General features: G+C 37.1%; 12 protein-coding genes. 6 read left to right on the top strand and 6 right to left on the bottom strand.

All coding sequences use genetic code 11. The annotated features are described in order from the left end of the window. The first annotated feature begins 135 nt into the window (after positions 1–135). Both ACHFIY_RS03115 and ytxJ read left to right on the top strand, forming a co-directional pair. Positions 136–258: a hypothetical protein gene (locus tag ACHFIY_RS03115; RefSeq protein ID WP_410844596.1), complete on the top strand. Its 123-nt coding sequence runs from the start codon at positions 136–138 to the stop codon at positions 256–258. A gap of 17 nt (positions 259–275) precedes the next feature. Continuing rightward, entirely contained in the window at positions 276–614 is a 339-nt protein-coding gene (ytxJ, locus tag ACHFIY_RS03110) for a bacillithiol system redox-active protein YtxJ (RefSeq protein ID WP_410844595.1), read from the top strand. Positions 615–782: 168 nt separating this feature from the next. Here the strand turns inward: ytxJ and ACHFIY_RS03105 are convergent, their stop codons facing one another. The 5 genes from ACHFIY_RS03105 to ACHFIY_RS03085 form a co-directional block, all read right to left on the bottom strand. Next, positions 783–2,054 (bottom strand): DUF2851 family protein, encoded by a 1,272-nt coding sequence (locus tag ACHFIY_RS03105; protein ID WP_410844594.1) that lies wholly within the window; start codon positions 2,052–2,054, stop codon positions 783–785. Positions 2,055–2,854: 800 nt separating this feature from the next. Then, the gene (locus tag ACHFIY_RS03100) at positions 2,855–3,574 is read right to left on the bottom strand and encodes a DUF3800 domain-containing protein (protein ID WP_410844593.1); all 720 of its coding nucleotides are present in this window, start codon (positions 3,572–3,574) and stop codon (positions 2,855–2,857) included. Between the two features lie 469 nt (positions 3,575–4,043). Next, on the bottom strand, positions 4,044–7,034 hold the full coding sequence (locus tag ACHFIY_RS03095) for an SIR2 family protein (RefSeq protein ID WP_410844592.1): 2,991 nt from the start codon (positions 7,032–7,034) through the stop codon (positions 4,044–4,046). A gap of 442 nt (positions 7,035–7,476) precedes the next feature. Next, entirely contained in the window at positions 7,477–7,752 is a 276-nt protein-coding gene (locus ACHFIY_RS03090; protein WP_410844591.1) for a hypothetical protein, read from the bottom strand. 192 nt (positions 7,753–7,944) lie between these two features. After that, the gene (locus tag ACHFIY_RS03085; protein WP_410844590.1) at positions 7,945–8,649 is read right to left on the bottom strand and encodes a hypothetical protein; all 705 of its coding nucleotides are present in this window, start codon (positions 8,647–8,649) and stop codon (positions 7,945–7,947) included. Positions 8,650–10,680: 2,031 nt separating this feature from the next. On the opposite strand from ACHFIY_RS03085, the gene ACHFIY_RS03080 reads away from it, so the two are divergent. After that, entirely contained in the window at positions 10,681–13,251 is a 2,571-nt protein-coding gene (locus tag ACHFIY_RS03080) for a hypothetical protein (RefSeq protein WP_410844589.1), read from the top strand. A gap of 745 nt (positions 13,252–13,996) precedes the next feature. Here the strand turns inward: ACHFIY_RS03080 and ACHFIY_RS03075 are convergent. Continuing rightward, entirely contained in the window at positions 13,997–15,034 is a 1,038-nt protein-coding gene (locus tag ACHFIY_RS03075) for a fatty acid desaturase (RefSeq protein ID WP_410844588.1), read from the bottom strand. Between the two features lie 294 nt (positions 15,035–15,328). Here ACHFIY_RS03075 and ACHFIY_RS03070 point away from each other — a divergent pair, with 294 nt between their 5' ends. The 3 genes from ACHFIY_RS03070 to ACHFIY_RS03060 all read left to right on the top strand — a co-directional run bounded on the left by ACHFIY_RS03070 (position 15,329) and on the right by ACHFIY_RS03060 (position 17,970). After that, positions 15,329–16,039 carry an N-acetylmuramoyl-L-alanine amidase gene (locus ACHFIY_RS03070; protein WP_410844587.1) on the top strand — a complete coding sequence of 237 codons (711 nt, stop codon included), beginning with the start codon at positions 15,329–15,331 and terminating at the stop codon, positions 16,037–16,039. A 165-nt stretch (positions 16,040–16,204) separates the two neighbouring features. Beyond that, positions 16,205–17,320, top strand: a complete 1,116-nt coding sequence (locus ACHFIY_RS03065; protein WP_410844586.1) for a YXWGXW repeat-containing protein — start codon at positions 16,205–16,207, stop codon at positions 17,318–17,320. Between the two features lie 200 nt (positions 17,321–17,520). Next, the gene (locus tag ACHFIY_RS03060; protein WP_410844585.1) at positions 17,521–17,970 is read left to right on the top strand and encodes a very short patch repair endonuclease; all 450 of its coding nucleotides are present in this window, start codon (positions 17,521–17,523) and stop codon (positions 17,968–17,970) included. Positions 17,971–18,115: the final 145 nt, after the last annotated feature.

Raw genomic sequence — 18,115 nt, 5'->3', positions numbered from 1 at the left:
TTAATAACTGGCATTCTTGTTGTCCATATATTTACAATTAGTTAAATGTTCAGCGAAACATTTATATTGCATTGGTTTGTTTCATTAGATGCTATATTTTAATTTATTTTTAGTGTTCATTTTTAAATTTTTTTTATGAAGAAAGTATTCTTCTTGTTTGCCATTCTTTTGGGGGTTACCTTGATGGTTTCTTCTTGTTCGTCTTCTCGTTATGGCAAAGGTTGCCCAACTACTAATCCAAGGTATTTTAGGGGTTAATCAATATAAAATATTTTATGGATTGGAAAGTATTGACAACGGTGGAACAATTGGACGATATTAAAACAGCATCGTTCCAGCAGCCACAGGTTATTTTTAAGCATAGTACATCTTGCAGTATTAGCAGCGTAGCCAAAAACAGGCTAGACAAAGCTACAATACCAACGCGTATAGACTTTTACTATTTAGACCTTATTAAGTATCGGCCTGTTTCTTCTGCGATAGCAGAAGTATTTCAGGTACACCACGAATCGCCACAGGTTTTGGTAATTAAAAATGGGGAATGTATTTATGATGAAAGCCATTATGGCATTAGCCTAGACGAAATTTTGGAACAGGCTGCTTTGCCTGCATAAGATAGGCATTTTTGCCACAAAGGCACAAAAACACGAAGAACCACAAAGAAAACGAAGGTTAAAACGTAGTGATAACATAAATCTTCTTCTTTTTCTCTTTTTTCTTCTTTCTTTAAAACTTTGTGTCGCTTTGAGTCTTCGTGCCTTCGTGGCAAAAAAAATAATATTTTACCTTGCCCGTAAAATTTTGTTGCCTATGGCACAATCTAAGCACCGCTTTTGATGGCAGTAATTGTTGGTTAACTCAATCAGCGATTGCGAATCAAAAGCGGTTTTGTTTTTAGTTCCATACCCCTGCCAGCTTTTGGTCAAATTATTTTCTTCTGCTTTTACTTGCGTAAGCCAATTGATTGCTTTTTCCTTATAGCTTTCTTCTTTTACATACATGCCGTAAGCAAACAACACAGGTACAATGGTATTGATTACAATGTTGTTGATAGTGCTAGTTCCCAAGGCTTTGGGCTTGTATTCTGTTATTTGATTGAACCGATAATGGTAGTGCCAATAGTCATTCGCCGTTACGGTAAACAATGCCAGCACATCTGCATACTTATCCATTTCCTTTATCTTGGAAAACAGGTGCGACGACTCCTGCACCAGCATTGCCAACTGTGCCAGCCTTACAGTAGGGAAATTTGCAGGCCGCATCCGTAGGAAATTGGGCTGGATAGTGGTGGTGCGTAGCTTGTATTTCTTTAGCAGGAAAGCATATTCCTTTTGAAGCATACGTGGGTAATCTTCCTCCATTTCACCTTCCAGTAAATTTGCCTGCCCCAGCAGCAACGCCTCTAACTGGTGTATTTGTTGCTTGTGCTTTGCCAATACATTAACGGGGATGGTCTTGGCCACAGCCTCGAATAAAGCCGTATTTACCTTCACGCCAAAATTGGCTGCCAGCATCCACCAAAATACTTCCTCCCAATGGTTGTTCGATTCTTTTAATAACTCAAGCACATGCTCGGCTTTTCGTTCTAGCCTTTCGGCCAGCAGCCGCTCCTTCCAGGCTACCCAGCTAAGCTCGTCCAAATCGGGGAAAGCAGGGCCATGGCAGGGGATAGCCCCGTTATCCATCAAGGCAGTGTACTTGCTTAGTAGTAGCTTGGGCACACGGTTTTCCAATACTAGGACAGGGATTGTGTTGCCGTGCATATCTTGTATAGCCACGTCATTTTGCCAAACCACATGCAGTATTATATTGCCATATTGCTTGTCGGCAGTATGCTTGTGTTTTAGCCAATCGGACGAAAGGGTATGTATCTCAATATTGCCCACCAACTGCACCTCCCCTATTTTAATGGAGGCATTGGTAAAATCTGGGCCTTGGTTTTTATTAAACAACCCTATTTTGATGATGCTTAGGGCTTCGCCATTTTCTACCTGCAAAGCATCCCTATTGAAGTATTGGAATTGCCAGATAAATTGTAGTAGTTTTTCGTTCATTAGCAATATTGGGTTTATAGTTTACCGTTTATAGACCTGCACCAAAGATAAAGTTTCTATGTTGCCAAAAAAATGAAAACAGATAATTTTGCTATACGCAATGGCATAGGGCTACGAGCCTCGTAGAGCAGCACATTTACATATTTTTTATAATATCTTTTTCATCTTGCTTTTTATTAAAATAGTTTCAGTTTTGCCATTTTTGTGGGGTTTTTACACTTTCGTTTTTTTTCAAAAATCGATGCTATTCATGTAAACCATTGATTATCAACAATAACTTAAAATTTTTGTGCGTGTTTTGTGAGTGATTTGTGCGTACTTTTTGAGTGATTTGTGCGTGATTTATGAGTGATTTGTGAGAAAAAGTGAGTGATTTATGAGTGAAAAATGAAGCATTAAATTTTGGCACTACAACTATATTAATATTAGTAAAAAAAGAACTACAATTTGGCTTGGGTTGTTTTGACTCTATGCTTTAAGCTAAATGTTGCACGAAGATAAACTAAATATATTAGTATTTTGAAAAAATTATTACTGTACTATTGGTAGATGAACCGTCCAAATGCTATAAGCTATTGAGCTGTCTGGGTTTTATGAAGACGCAAATCGGGAGATTTGCAAACGCTATGACATAGACAGGAGTTTACGCCAAGCTGAGAAATGTAAGATTGTTTTTTTATTTGCAGTGAGCTTTTGTATATTTGCAATGCTAAGGAGTTTTGAGCCTACATATCTCATCCCATGATGGGTGTTGCCAGTACTGGCACGGGGGCAAAAAGATTTTTTAGCTTTTTTTATTTTTACTCCTCTTCGTACAAATTCAAAACGGTTTCATATATACTTCTTAGGGCATCAAAATAACAGCTTTCGCCTTGTAATAAACTTCTTTGTACTGCCCACATCAGATAATCTATAATACTTAGTTCTGGCATGTCTTTGCTTGGTACAATTTCGAGATTGTATTTTATACTTTCTTTTGTTTTAGATCCGGTTGCCAGTAAAGCTTTGTCAACTGCTTTCTGAAAACGTTGTAAAGAATTTTTACCTCTTTGAGAAAGGTATAAATTGTATTGGCAATTAGTATCAGTTAGCCTTCCATTTAATAAATGGTGCAAGACATCAAAATAAAACTCGGTTTGATTGGTGTTGTGTTTTCGAGTGAAAATATTCAGGTCTTTCCTTGCGATAACTATGTGCGCTTTGTAACCATCTAAATTACGAAGCAATTCAAAGAATTTTGCCCTGATTTCTGGATGGTCGCCACGGGCATGAACGTACCAGCCTTTATCTGTGGCAACAGAGGGAATAGTATTGTATAAAGAATCTGCTTTAATGGATTCCATGAAACTGACAACTGCCTTGCGTAGTGCTTTTCTATCGCTAGTTTCTATCATACCGATTATCAAGTAGGGCTGAAAGCCTTCCGTGCCAACCAATAGTTTTTTGCGGTTGCCATAAAAAGTAGGGTCTCCGCTTTCATCTATAAAAAGGTATGTTTTATGTAATTCATTATTTGCCATTATGCAAACATATTGGGTTGGCAAAAACTTTTAAGCATTGCTTTTCTTAAAACACTTGCATTTATTAACTGTGCGTACATAAAAACAAGGAGATATAAAAGATCAATCGTTTTATCCATTTATATTCCTTACAAGAGTTAATGGCTTTTTGGATTAAGAAATCCTTTTTATCTGTTTAGGCGACATGCCCTTCGCAACATGGCGCCCAGCACGGGAAATCCCATTTATCTGTTCAGGCAAGATGCGCTTCGCTAACATCTTGCCCAGCACGGCAAAACTAGGTTTCATGTGGACTCTCGCAGTGAGAACGACCTTAGCAAATGGCACACGCCACAGGCGTGCGCCAGCAAAACGAAGTTTTACGTGGACTAGCTGGGCGCACCAGCGAAACGACTTTTAACGTGGACTAGCTGGGCGCTAGCCCTAGTAAATATTAGCGATTGACGTGGACTATCTAAACACAACACCACTAGATGGTATCCAAAACAACCTTCATCAATTCTTTATCTCTTTCTAATTCTTTTAAGTTATTCTTCAAATAGTTTTTAAGCTTAGGAAGCTTGATTAGTTGTTTTATAGTTTCATTATTGTCATCAGCTAAATACCATAACCAATCTAACTGGAATGTATTAACCTCATAGTCAAAATTTTGTGGGTCAATTAAAAACGCAAGAAAGGGAAACTTAGCCGATAATTCAAGTACATCATTTAAATCATCTGAATCTTTATATTTCTTCCACATCTTGAATAAAGAAAATAAATGCCATTCATCTTGTGAGGACGATTCTTTAATATTCCTACTGTTGAATTTGTTTATAGATTCAGCAATAAACTTTTTTTCCCATTCAGGATTTAATCCTATTTCATAAGCAATTGCTAAATGAAACAGGTGGTAGTCCATTTTTTCTTCTAACCTTTGTGTAACGTTATTTAATAAGAATTCGATCCTCGCTTCTGGCAATACCTTTAAAAGTTTAAAGAGAAATTGAGTTTCATAGGTATTTGATAACATATGTATAGAAAATAGCTCATCCAATATTAAATTTGAACTCAATTTATACTCATTATCAATTTCATAAATTCTGTTGAGTAGATTTATTATAATAGTTTCATGATTTCTATAAGAAGGTAAGAGACCATATCTGAAAATATTGGTCAAAAGAGTTTCTAAAAGAGGTATACTATCAATAAGTCCAAGCGTTTTATATGAATAATAAGTTAAGCCGTCTATAATTGAATGAAATTCCCTGTAACTTAGTTTCGATATTTTTGAATATATCTCTATTATCTCATCATTATTTATTTCAGAAGTTGATGTTAGGATTAGTGCATTCTGTAGCTGAATATAAAGATAACTACTTCTTTCTAACCCAAATGTATCTACTGGATTCTTAATGATGATTTCAAATCCATTTTTTATTACGTTTTGCAAAAACTCCTTCGCTTTTTCATTATACTTAGGTTTAGTGATTTCATATTTTCTAAAGCAATTAATAAGTTCCTTAGGTTCTAAGTAGATTGAAATTAATAAAAGATGAAACTGATTAAATACATTATATATCTCGGCATTATCAGCTAACCCATTTCCACTGGCTGGTTTTACACTATTCTTAATCAGAAATGCTGCTGCGGCATTTTTATAAGCCTCTACGTTTTCTGAGAAATGTTCTGATATAACAAAATTGCTATTACAAAAAGTCCATAGATTACCAATTTGGCTATACAATTCCAAATCATGATTATTTAAAGAAAAACTCCCTGGAGTTTCATTTAGCCTTTTACTTTCAAGAATTTTTTCTTTAAGTTTAGTTACCTCGTTTGTAGTATCTAAAACAAATTTATAGGTTAAAATCCCTCTTAATATTTTTTCTAATTTGGGATTATTTATTGGTAAGCGACTTAGTAAAGTATCTAAATCAATATTGTCAATTTCTTTTAAAATCTTTTGCTTAAGGATACCATCAATTACAGACCTATGTTGAATCTTGTCCTTTAGATTCTTTATATTTATCATGCTTAGAAAAAACAGAACGTACTTTTTCTGCTTCCAGTATTTATTAGCAATGGTTTTATAAATCAAATATGATTCATAATATTTACCTAACTTGTATAATAAAAAGGGTAATTCTAAATGCGTAATTGAAACTTCATTTACTTGAATTACCTGTAAATATTCAATTCTCTTTTTTACTTTGTCGAAATTTAGCTCATATAAGTCATCAATAGAATCTTGCTTATTGTCATCCAAAAGATTTCTTAAATCAATTGATTCAAAATCATTATTCAAGCTGTTCTCATCTCTAGGAAAACGAATATCAAAAACTAAATTTTTCTTAACTATATTAAAAAAAAATGGCCAGAAATTCATATCAGATGAATCTGGATGCAGCTTAGTTTCAGTAATCTTTTTTATACGCTCAAGTAATGGGCGGGCTTCATTGTTGGTTATAAATAATGTGAAAGGGAAAAGTGAATCTAAATAAAGTGGATCTGGGTTATTTGGTAAAAGTTTTACTAGTTCACTTTTACCAACAAAATTTAATTCCGAGAAATTATAATCGTACAAAGAAATAAACTGTTCAAAAAAAGGTTGGTGACTTGTTTCATTAGTTACAATGTCAAATGAAGAAATGAAATGTAGCATTTTATAAAGTTGTTTGCCTCTTTCATCCTTTAGACTACCTGTATCTATATCTTTTTTCGAGATAACCTCTTTGATGCTTTCATGACTAAAATCAACAATTTTAACGCCCCTCTCCTCATAGTACTTTAATTGTAAATTATCTACCCCTCCAGTACTCAGAAGATACATTGGTTGAAAATGATTGCCTAAAATATTTTTTACTTTGTTTGTTATAATTTTAAGGTTTGGGTCACTAAAAGAGAACCCAACAAAAAGTATCAATTTGGTTGAAAATAAAGACTTTACATAATTTTCAGTTAATGGAAAATTTAATTCATAATTTAAGTATTCATCTTCACTCAATACGATATTCCCTTCACATAAATCACCGTGCATTTTGATAATAAAATTTTCAACGGTTGCATAAGGCAAGTCTCTGTCTCTTATAATAGGATAATAGAATAAATTATTTGATGAGGCACATTGTTCTAACAAATCATCATAGTTTGTTGTGACTATATGGCAAGGATTGAGATCAAAAATTGCTTTGTGCAATTCATTATAAGTTGTTCTTTCATATTTCAATATTTCCCTGACACGTTCAATATATTCCTTTGGCTTTCTAGAAAGTTTGTATAGTTGAGCAATTTTTAAATAGTCATTTTCACTTTTATTTTCAGGTAGTTCCTTTTTGAGTTGTTCTATCAACTGAACCCAGCTGGGTACTCCTGCATTCATCGAAACACCAGCTCCAACAAAAACAACCAACTTATTTGCTTTAATTGCTTTAGAGATTTGTTTTATATCTGCATAAAATTCGGGGAGTATGTTATTCATAACTAATTCCAATTTTTTAATTGATGTAACCCGCTGTTCGTGATTTGCAATCACGAACCCCTATCAAAGGATTTGTAATCCTTATAAACACTTCTATCAACCATTTATTCATAATAGTTCAGTGCTAATTTCCCTTTTCTTATACCCAAAAAATCACCTGCACTACTATTTAAATATGCTTCTTCTTTTTCAACAATGCCGGCCCTTACAGGATTTAGAAGAGTTTATCTGCTCAATAATTAAAACCTATTTGCTTGTTTAAATTTATATAACCGTTTCAGATTATAGTTAAGCTTTCTTAAAGCAAATTCATCTTCTATTGTTGCTGTGGTATAAATAAAATTGTTATCGTCCTCGCTCGGCGTAGAGTCTCCCGACTACGCCATTGTGTTTACAAATCTCCTGATTTGTTACTACAAATTCCTAATCCCCACCATCTTACTCACAATACTGCCCCAAACCAAATCATAGTAGCTGCTTTTGTAGGCGGCGGAGATGGAGTAGGCCAGTGAGGGTGATGCTTGGCTGTTGAGTCGTCTATGTCTTTGGGGGTGATACCAAAGTGGGGATTACAGAAGGCAAATATATTGACGTGGTGGCTGTAGCCAGTGTTGGCAACGCTTAACTCCATTGAGCCTGCCACAGTGCCATGTCTATTTGTAATAGGGGAAATTGCAAAAGAATATCCAGTTGATTGGTTTGTTGTAAATGTTGCCATATTTCTAAAGCAGTTTTTGGGTTATCGGTTTTTATAATTAGTGTTGCTGTAAAGGCTTTTCTAAAACGAATATAGAAAATTTAGCTTTGAAAAATACTTTTCCTGAAAAATATTTTTTGCCATTGTTAGTCTTCCCTCCGTTCCTCGCCGTTGTTGTCTGCCCCTATAACTAAAATTGATTGTTGTATGCTTTTACTTTAAAGGTTTAACATCTGTCGGTATTTTATCAATATAAGTATCAAAATACAAATCCTGATTTTCCTTTATACTTTTTGTGATTGAGGATATGGTTAAATTAAGGCTATCTAATGACCCTGGTGTATTTCTTTTAATAAACCCATGATTATCTTTTACTAAATCATAAATATCTAATTGAAGCCCACTAAAATAATTATACTTGGTTAAATTATTTTTGGTATTTTCTTTTGTGTTAAAAACATTAGGCAAAATTCCAAAAAGGGTTGAGCAAAAGAAAATTATTAGAAAAGATGCTTTTAAGTAAAAACTCTCTGTACTGTCCCATCCTTTTTTTATTAAAAGAAAACCCAAGATTCCTGATAAAATTGATGACAATGCAAAGAAAATTGTAAAAGTATATCCATATGAAGTGAATCGCTGTGCCATAAAAAAATATGGTTTCTTAATTTCTGCAATTGCAAAATATTGCTCCCTTAATTTAGTTATTGGCTGTGATTTTGAAGTATCAGCAAGAATAGCCTTTTCAATTACACTGTCACGGAGTTTAAATGCAACTTTAACTACTTCAGCTGTTTCAGCGTATTTATTCTTCGAAATCCAAAATGACAAGCCAATAGAACCCACAAAAAGAGCCACAAATAACACTCTTATAATATTAATATCTTTATTAAATGCTTTTTTGAATACACTAAGTTTCATGTTTTGTTTATTTGGTATGTAATAGCATCATAGCAAACAGGTATTTGCGATTGTGGCTGAAAATAGCGCTGGGTCAGACGAAAACTAAAGCTTAATACTTGCTCCTAAAGTTCAAATATATAACCTACTGACCAATATTGTACTGTCTGCGGGAACAAAAGTTTAAAGAAGGTATAAAAGCCGAGTGTGTTCCGTCAAGCCAGCCATATTGCAAATACGTATGTTAGTGGATTGCGGTTGTTGTTAGGGTGGTTGTGTTTTATTCGCAATGCTTTATTTGCTTTTTGCGTATATAACCTTGAAGTTTTACCCGCTAGCGCACGAGCCGAAATAATTAGGGTTTGCTGGCGCACGTCGTGCCGCGTGTGCCTTCGCTTCGGTCTCCCCGCGCTTTCGACGAAGGAGAAATCTAACCGAAATGTAGTATTTCTGTTGTTTGCAGGCAACCTGCCAAAATGAATTATTGCCTTTTTGCGTTGGATGGCTTATCGTAGCGAAGTAACCACCCCGGCCTGCGGCCACCCCTCGTGAGGGGAATTTGGCTGCCTTTGTTAGCCTTCGCTCAGTATCCTATATGGGGGCATTTTTGGATGCTCATGGGGGCATATTTCCCCCATATAGGATTTTTATTTTGGGCTATATACCTATTCATACCAATTTTACAGTAAGCGGCACCTTGGCCTTGCCTCTTGCATCGGATGGTAGTTGGCTTAGGAAAATGATAATCCACTATCAAAATCTTATCAGTTTCTTATCCATAAATTATCAGTTTACTATCAATAAACTATCATTCCATTATCAATAAACTATCATAAAATTCACTTAAATTATAATAAAAAACGAGGCTTAAAAAAACATAAACAGCTGAATATCAATGAGTTATAGGCAAAACAAGGAAAATAGAAAAAAAATAAACCACCACCCCCCGCTAGCGCACGAGCCGAAATAATTTGGGTTTGCTGGCGCACGGCGTGCCGCGTGTGCCTTCGCTTCGGTCTCCCCGTCCTTTCAACGCAGGAGAACCCTAACCGAAATATAGTATTTCTGTTGTTTGCAGGCAACCTGCCAAAATGAATTATTGCCTTTATGCGTTGGATGGCTTATTGTAGCGGAGTAACCACCCCGGCCTGCGGCCACCCCTCGTGAGGGGAATTTGGCTGCCTTTGTTAGCCTTCGCTCAGTATCCTATATGGGGGCATTTTTGGATGCTCATGGGGGCATATTTCCCCCATATAGGATTTTAATTTTGGGCTATATACCTATTCATGCCAATTTTACAGTAAGCGGCACCTTGGCCTTGCCTCTTGCATCAGATGGTTGGCTAGGGAAAATGATAATCCACCATCCAAATCTTAATAGTTTCTTATCCATAAATTATTAGCTTATTATCATAAAACTATCATTCCATTATCAATACATTATCATAAAATTCACTTAAATTATCATAAAAAACGAGGCTAAAAAATTATAAAAGATTGAATATCAATAAGTTATAGGCAAAAAAAGGGAAATAGAAAAAAATAAACCTCCGCCCTCCCCGCTAGCGCACGAGCCGAAATAATTAGGTTTGCTGGCGCACGGCGTGCCGCGTGTGCCTTCGCTTCGGTCTCCACGTTCTTTCAACGCAGGAGAACCCTAACCGAAATGTAGTATTTCTGTTGTTTGCAGGCAACCTGCCAAAATGAATTATTGCCTTTGTGCGTTGGATGGGTTATCGTAGCGGAGTAACCACCCCGGCCTTAGGCCACCCCTCGTGAGGGGAATTGTGAAGGCACCGTAGTTAAGAGGAGGGAACCCCGATTATTTGACTTGCATTAGCTGGGCAAGAACCAATCCCGCTTTGAATTATATTAAGATAATTATGGCTTATTCTTATATTCATAAGCAGCTATGTATTGACATAGGATTGAGTAGGCAGATTTAAGTTAAGGCTGAACGCTTCTTAACGATAGCTTCAAACCAACTTTTTGTAAAAAGTAGTACATTTATTTGGTCTAATTCATTATCGGCAAATATAAAATCATGTAAATTATGTCTAAACTACTCCTTTTATTAACCCTGCTACTATTTGTGTTTACAAAAACAAATGCACAAATGAGCCCACAAATGGAAGAAACAGTTGCAAAGTATAAGAAACTGATTGATGAGGCCACCAACCCGCAAGACAAGATAAAATATGCACTTGAACTACAAAAAATAATTACAGGCAAATCAACAATGGACCCAGCAACTGGCGGTAGCCTACCAACAAACCCAGCAGACGCAGAAAAACTGAAAAATAAGAAGATAGAAGAATTGAAGCAACTGAAAAAAAGCATGGATACTTCTACTTCTAGAGAAGATAAAAATAAGTTTCGTTTACAGATGATGGGCAAAGACCAAGCAATAATAAATGCCAGTAAAGAAGGAAGCAAGCACCCTGTACTGCAACCAGGTTTAGTTAACTTGCCTTATGCGGCACAACTATCGATAGACCCTTTTGCCCACATTGATACATCGCAAGTGTCTGTATCCTTTAGCTGTACCACTACTAGAACAGAACCAAACGTTCACTTTAGTAGTCAATTTCAGGGTTCTACTGCTACTGCGTATATGTTTAAACAAAATGGCATTGTACGGGTAGTTTGTAATGAACTGCCAGATGGCGGTAATAATCAGCTTGCAGTTGGCTCTTATCATAACCTTTCTGGTTCTGCAAGTTCTACTACCGTTCAGGAACATGTGGGCACTTTTAAAGGCGTATCTAACAACACTTTCATTTTTAATTTTTATTACAACCCATTATCCAACCAATTTGTAGTTGGGGCAGATGCAGGTACTATAAACCCTCAAGATAAACCTTCGGAAAGAGGTGTATCAATGCTTGATTTTGGTGGATCTAACGACCCTGCAAGTTGGACAACGCCCGGCGGCGAAAAACCTAATAAAACTAATGATCATGTTAATATATGCAAGTGTACCAAAACAGCCAATGGTTTTAGCATCAGCTATTCAGGCACTTTTGATGGCGTAACACAATCATTTAACTGCACCATCGGCAACCCTGTTCCCTCTAAGTATATTGCTTACATTGTTCCAGTAGTTAAAACTGATTATGAAAACTGGATACCGCAAGGCAGCCAAATAGGCACTACCCCACCAGAAAACATAGCCACCACTAGCTTTAAAACCATTATTGTAGATAAAGCCCACCCTAAGGTAGATGTTAGTAGTAGCCACCCATTTAAGGTAAAATATTCATTGGTAAATGTATCTAACTATAAAGGCATTTGTAGTAACTACCCTACTTTAAGCAATAATCCTGATACCAAAAAAGATTTATTGTGGGATAATTCGCTTACCGCACACCAAGCAGATTTTGATAATCTGGATATACAATCAAATACCATCAGCTCAAAAGCAACCAATGGCGCTAATGTAGTTGCGGTAGTAAAAAGTGAAGATTATGGTGCCTTCGGCGAATTGATTGCGGATGTTACTTTTCAGGAAGATGGTAAAGAACTAAGGGCTGTAAATAATTACGACAATGGCTTTACTGCCACTATTCCCTTTGATAAAAATGGCAATCAAATAGCCGATGCCTGGGAGAAAAGGCCAGATATAAATATATATGACCGCAAACTGTATAAAGAATGGGATGAAGATAAAAAACCAATTAATGGTAATGATGGAGATGATATTGCCCTGTTTGATGAATACCGCGGTTTTGCAGTAAAGGATGCAGACGATAATTGGCTATACAAGCGTTTATCGCCCAATGATAAAGAGCTGTTTACAATTGCTGCCAAAAATGAATATAGCGATGAGGTACGCAAGGGAGTAGAAGGATACACTACTTTCAACCATATAAAAACATATCATTTTTTATACGATAAATATGCCGCCTTTGAACCAGGTGCCACCTCTTTGTACCGCCGTTGGATCAATTTTAATAGCCCACTAGAACATAAAACCTTTGCAGTGGTAATAGATGTATATACTGGACCTATAGTAAAAATTGGCTCGCTAGGGTACACAAAATCATTGTATGATAAAAAATTTGATGAGACACATGATGGTGCTTTCTTTCCTGCAGATGTAAACTATGTTTTTATCCAACAAAAGGAAATAGAAGAATTAGAGATATTAACCGCAGCAAAGCGAGTACACCCGCTCTGCAATCCTGCACAGAAAGATGGAAGCGCACCCGATGTTTGTTATGAGCATGGCATGATAAAACATATAGCACATGCTAATACAAACTATAACTACCATATAGATGCGGCAACTTTAAGCAACACAATAAAACAGAATGTAACTACCTTAAATTCCAGACTATTAATTATATCTGTAACGCACGAGTTGGGACATGCCACTCACATACATCATCACCATGGACCAGACGATAGCTTTGGAGGAGATGAATATTGCCCTACCCGCTATTGGATAGACCCCTCATCGGCTAGCGACAAATTACCTTATTGCACAACGCATAATGATTGGACGATGGCATTTCTTTCAACTGCATGGAACCCTATACCATCCTTACCAGATGGCAAACCCTATAAACTATGTACCAGTGTGGATGATTGTTTTCATCAATTGGATTTAAAGAAAAAGTAGCTGGAATATTGATAAAAAGCTGCTTTTATGGTACAGCTAAATAAAGTTGGTTTGTGTGGTTTGGGATTAGATGAATTTTATTTGTTACTACTCAGGTGCAAGTTTGTTTCATCTGCCACGAAGGCACGAAGACACAAAGAGGCACAAAGTTTTAAGAGAAGAAGTAGAAAAGAAAAAAGAAGAAAAATTATATTATCAATGTCTTTTAAACTTCTTTTTTCTTCGTACCTCTTTGTATTTTTGTGCCTTCGTGGCTAAAAAAGAATATTCGATGTGGTGAGTAGTACCTTTTATTTTTCTGTTTAGAAGAGAAGCAATTTGGAATTTTGTGCCTAGCTGTGGAAATCAATACTGGAAATGGCTGCCAGAGCTGAGCGAAGGGAACACGCCACAGGCATGCATTAACAGCCATTCTTTTTGGGCGTGTGGCAGCGGATTATGAAATCAAGTAATCTGTTCAGGCAAGATACGTTTCGTTAACATCTTGCCCAGAAAGACTACTAGACTAAAGCCTTGTACAGCAGCACCTCTGCGTATTCAACCAATTTAAAATGAATGCATAAATAGCATTAATTATATATAAATTGATTGTTTCGAGCTAACCATCAGTTGCTTATTGGGAGATTTTTATGCACCTGTTAGCCATCCATACCAAAGGATGCAGAGGATTTTGATGTTTTTTATGCCCTGAACCTTTCAGTGATTTGAGCTGCTGTATGGATTTACACAAAACAGGGTGTTTACACTACAAAACCGCTTGCCCAGCATTTACAATTGCTTTTGAAGAAATATTGGCAGTTTCTTTCTTCTGCTTGCCCCTATTAGTGCGGGCAGTGCGTGAATAAACGGAAAGATTTTTATCGAACAGGAAGCGGAACAGCAATGCTGTGTAAGAGGTATGGTAACCTAGGTTGTCGTAATGCTTTGAAGCCATCTTTTTTATTTGCGGCAGTTTATTCCAAGGTATGGATGGAAAATCGTGGTGCTCGTTGTGATAGCCCACGTTTAGGTTTACCTTGTTTAAACGGCCATAATAGCTTTTGGTTTCCTGTTCATCGCCGTGGGTAAGAAAATGCTCCTGTATCCAGCGTGCGCCTAATGGGTGCAGCCCTATAGAAAAGAAAAAACTTGCGATAAGGTAGGTTGCGGCGTGCATACCAAAAAAATAAATGATGCCACCCATAAATGCAACTTGTGTTACCCAGTTTACAACCGTCCACTCATCAAAAAGTGATATTTCTTTGGTAAGGCGAAAAGGCCTCATCACTTGGAATATTGGGTAGAACAATAGCCAAATAGCCTTTCCTAAAGCCGAATTGTCTATCAGCTTAGCTTCCCATCTAAAGGGCATGTCTGCATCCATGGCTTCCACGCCTTGGAAAGCATGATGCTTTAAATGGTATTTTTGAAAAGAAACAGAGCTAGGAAAAACCAATGGAAAGTTGGCCAGTATGCCGGCAAGTGTATTGAGTATCCTTTTTTTGAACAACAGGTTGTGCGCACATTCGTGTATGCAAACAAAAAGCGTGTGACAAGCAAACGCCCCAATGCAGTAGGCAGCTAGTACTACTAACCACCATGCAGCGTCTTTTAAAGCAATAGCCAACCCAATTTGCACAGCAATACAAAGCAATATTACTAGAAACGTATAAGGGTTGCGCCCTATCAACCCCCTTATTTCGGGATGGTCGTTAATAATTTCCCTTGTCCGCATTTTGTGAGGCTCGCATTCGTTGGACCACCTGAATTGTTTTTCGTCCCCTGTTGATGTTTTGTACTGCATTACAAAAAAAATAAAATGATTGAAATAATATGGCTACCGTTTGCAAATACCTAAATAACGCAAGGCTTGTAATACGCTAAGTGCAAGGTACAAATAAATCTGCGAAATATATAATACCTGTTGAAAAAATGCAGTTGGGCGTGCATTCTGTTCACGTGGTACATACATAAATGGCTGGAATTTTTACAGTTGCAAACTGGTACAGAACTATTGCATAAACAATTAATTCAACTACTTCCCCAATTTTGGGCTATCTACAAATGCCTTCTTATCTTCATCAAAAGATAGGGAGGAATGCAAAAAATATTAATGGCTTTTATACTAGGGTTGCTTTGTAGCTTTTGTGCAAGAAGTCAAGCCAAGATTAAGTACCTATCAACCCCTACACTATCAAAAGCGGCAGATACCAATTCGATACATATTATTGAAAAGCCATTGGCGTATCCCAAGGAAAGGGAGGCTTTAAGCTTGCAATACTTAAAAGAAAGGCACTGCATTATCCAAGACAGGCCAACCATTAAGCCTGTAATTATTGTTTTGCACTTCACGGACGGAGGCACCGTAAACAGTATTTTCAATTATTTCAACAGCAGCACTATAGAAAATGGAAGGCCGTTCAATAAAAAAGAAAGCAGGCTAAATGTTTCTTCCCAGTATTTGATAGACAGGGACGGGACTATTTATCATTTAATGCCCGATACTTTGTTTGCCCGGCATATCATTGGGCTAAACTACTGTGCAATAGGCATTGAAAATATTGGCAGCAAAGAAGAACCCCTTACCAACGAGCAAGTAAAGGCAAACGAAGGGTTGGTTAGGCTTTTGTGTTCCAAATACAAAATAACCTATCTGATTGGGCATTCTGAATATGTAGCGTTTAGGTATTCCAGTTTATGGAAAGAAACAAACCCCAGCTATTTGACGGAAAAAGAAGACCCCGGGAAAGATTTTTTAATAAAAGTTAGAAATTTATTATCTGATTTAAAATTAAAAAGCAAGCCATGATAATAATAGCCACTAACTTAAAATTTTGTGAACCTTTTGGTTAAAACTAAGCACCCAAGGCTGAAAGTGAAGTAGCCGTATATTTATATTCTTTTAAGGCACACAGTTTGCATCTCTTTACCAAAACACTAAAGCGAACCCTTTATCATTACTTAAAATAATACCATGAAAAAAATAAAATCATTGTTAGCCCTAGCAGCCTTTATGTTTATACTGGTTTCAACATCATTTGCGCAGGTAAGTGTTGACATCAATATTTCAGCCAATACAGCACCTCCTGAATTGCCCGAATATGTGCAGCCCCCCTGTCCTGCCGATGGGTATTTATGGACTCCTGGTTACTGGGCGTATGAAGATGGAGATTACTACTGGGTGCCCGGAGTATGGGTACGCCCACCGCATATAGGTTATTTATGGACACCCAATTATTGGGGGTATGAAGACGGCTTTTATCGTTGGCACCGTGGGTACTGGGGATCGGAGGTTGGTTTTTATGGCGGTGTAAACTATGGCTTTGGGTATTGGGGTTCTGGTTTTAGCGGAGGTCGGTGGGAGGGCAATGCCTTTAGGTACAATACAGCCGTGGTAAACGTAAACAGGACTGTAGTACACAACACTTATATAGATAAAACAGTAATTATAAACCATACTACCATCAACCATATAAGTTATAACGGTGGTGGAGGCATTCATGCTGCACCAAATGAACACGAGCAACATGCCATGCGGGAACATCATATAAACCCTACTACAGGCCAGGCCTCGCATGAGCAAATGGCAAGGCAAGATAAAAGCCTGTTTGCCTCCGTGAATCATGGCAAGCCTGAAACGCCTGCCATGAACAGGATTGGAGGCAGGCCATTTAACCAGCAAGGGCATCCAATAAATGCTCATGTCAATAACCCAAAGCCTGCCCAGCCACATACACAAGTTGGGGCAAACCCAAATACACAAGCAAATGGGAATCCGCACAGACCAGCAGTTTTTGGTACTACACCAAATGGTAATAGCAATAATCACCAGCATGTTACCGGTGGTATTAAACCACCACCACAGCCGCATGTTGTAACACAAACACCCCATGAAGCAGTGCCACAGGCACCACGCCCTCAGCAAATGCCAAGGCCTACAACACAATCTCCACAGCCACAACACCCTCAGCAAATGCCTCGACCTGTAGCTCCTGCAAATCATCCACAACAACAAGCACCTCGCCCACAAATGCCAGCTCCACATGGCAATGTAAGTGGCCGCCCCGAAGAACACCGGGGTGGGCAATAAAAAAATTGTCACTATTAAGTGAAAGTTTCGTTAATCTACCATTAAGACACAAAGATGCACAAAGTTTTAAAAGACTAATTATAAAGTAAAAAAAAAAGCTAAAATTTATTTATCAATCTATTTTAGCATACTTTTTTCTTTATATTTCTTAGTGTTTTTGCGTCTTCAAGACTTTGTGGCGATAATAAATTACTACCCCATTGGCAAAATTCAATTTTTATACATCTGCCGAACGCTCTAAACTAATGGGCAAAATCAGGAGCAAGCATACAAAGCCGGAACTGGCTTTAAGAAAAGAGTTGTGGAAACTTGGGTTTAGGTATAGGATACATGTAAAAAAACTAAAAGGCAGTCCCGATATTGTTTTCCAAAACTATAAAGTGGCTGTTTTTGTGGATGGCGAGTTTTGGCATGGTTACCAATGGGCAGAAAAGAAGCAGAAACTAAACGCAAATGCTGAGTATTGGATACAAAAAATTGAAAGGAATATAGATAGGGACAAAGAAAGCAATGAATACTTATTTTCTAAAGGTTATACCGTCCTAAGGTTTTGGGAGCATCAAATAAAGAAAGATATAGGTGGGTGTACCTTAGCGATTGTTATGGCAATATCTAAAAATAAAACTCTAGAAATAACAGGGGACATTTAAAAAGCCGATTTAATACTTTTCACTACTCTTCTACCTATAGCCATCAACAGTTTTAACTATTTTGGCATATTACAAAACAAAAAAAGCCCCAAGCAAATAAATGCTTGGGGCTAAATAAATATGGCAACTACCTACTCTCCCGGCT

The sequence above is a fragment of the Parasediminibacterium schistidii genome (assembly GCF_046546515.1).
Classification (GTDB): Bacteria; Bacteroidota; Bacteroidia; order Chitinophagales; family Chitinophagaceae; genus Parasediminibacterium.
The sequence above is the reverse complement of the archived record's forward strand: the minus strand, read 5'-3'. Positions and strand labels throughout refer to the sequence as shown.

Excerpts from the sequence above, each read along its gene's own strand:
- ACHFIY_RS03115 (WP_410844596.1), top strand. The coding sequence starts at position 136 with ATGAAGAAAGTATTCTTCTTGTTTGCCATTCTTTTGGGGGTTACCTTG.
- ytxJ (WP_410844595.1), top strand. The coding sequence starts at position 276 with ATGGATTGGAAAGTATTGACAACGGTGGAACAATTGGACGATATTAAA.
- ACHFIY_RS03105 (WP_410844594.1), bottom strand. The coding sequence starts at position 2,054 with ATGAACGAAAAACTACTACAATTTATCTGGCAATTCCAATACTTCAAT.
- ACHFIY_RS03100 (WP_410844593.1), bottom strand. The coding sequence starts at position 3,574 with ATGGCAAATAATGAATTACATAAAACATACCTTTTTATAGATGAAAGC.
- ACHFIY_RS03095 (WP_410844592.1), bottom strand. The coding sequence starts at position 7,034 with ATGAATAACATACTCCCCGAATTTTATGCAGATATAAAACAAATCTCT.
- ACHFIY_RS03090 (WP_410844591.1), bottom strand. The coding sequence starts at position 7,752 with ATGGCAACATTTACAACAAACCAATCAACTGGATATTCTTTTGCAATT.
- ACHFIY_RS03085 (WP_410844590.1), bottom strand. The coding sequence starts at position 8,649 with ATGAAACTTAGTGTATTCAAAAAAGCATTTAATAAAGATATTAATATT.
- ACHFIY_RS03080 (WP_410844589.1), top strand. The coding sequence starts at position 10,681 with ATGTCTAAACTACTCCTTTTATTAACCCTGCTACTATTTGTGTTTACA.
- ACHFIY_RS03075 (WP_410844588.1), bottom strand. The coding sequence starts at position 15,034 with ATGCAGTACAAAACATCAACAGGGGACGAAAAACAATTCAGGTGGTCC.
- ACHFIY_RS03070 (WP_410844587.1), top strand. The coding sequence starts at position 15,329 with ATGCAAAAAATATTAATGGCTTTTATACTAGGGTTGCTTTGTAGCTTT.
- ACHFIY_RS03065 (WP_410844586.1), top strand. The coding sequence starts at position 16,205 with ATGAAAAAAATAAAATCATTGTTAGCCCTAGCAGCCTTTATGTTTATA.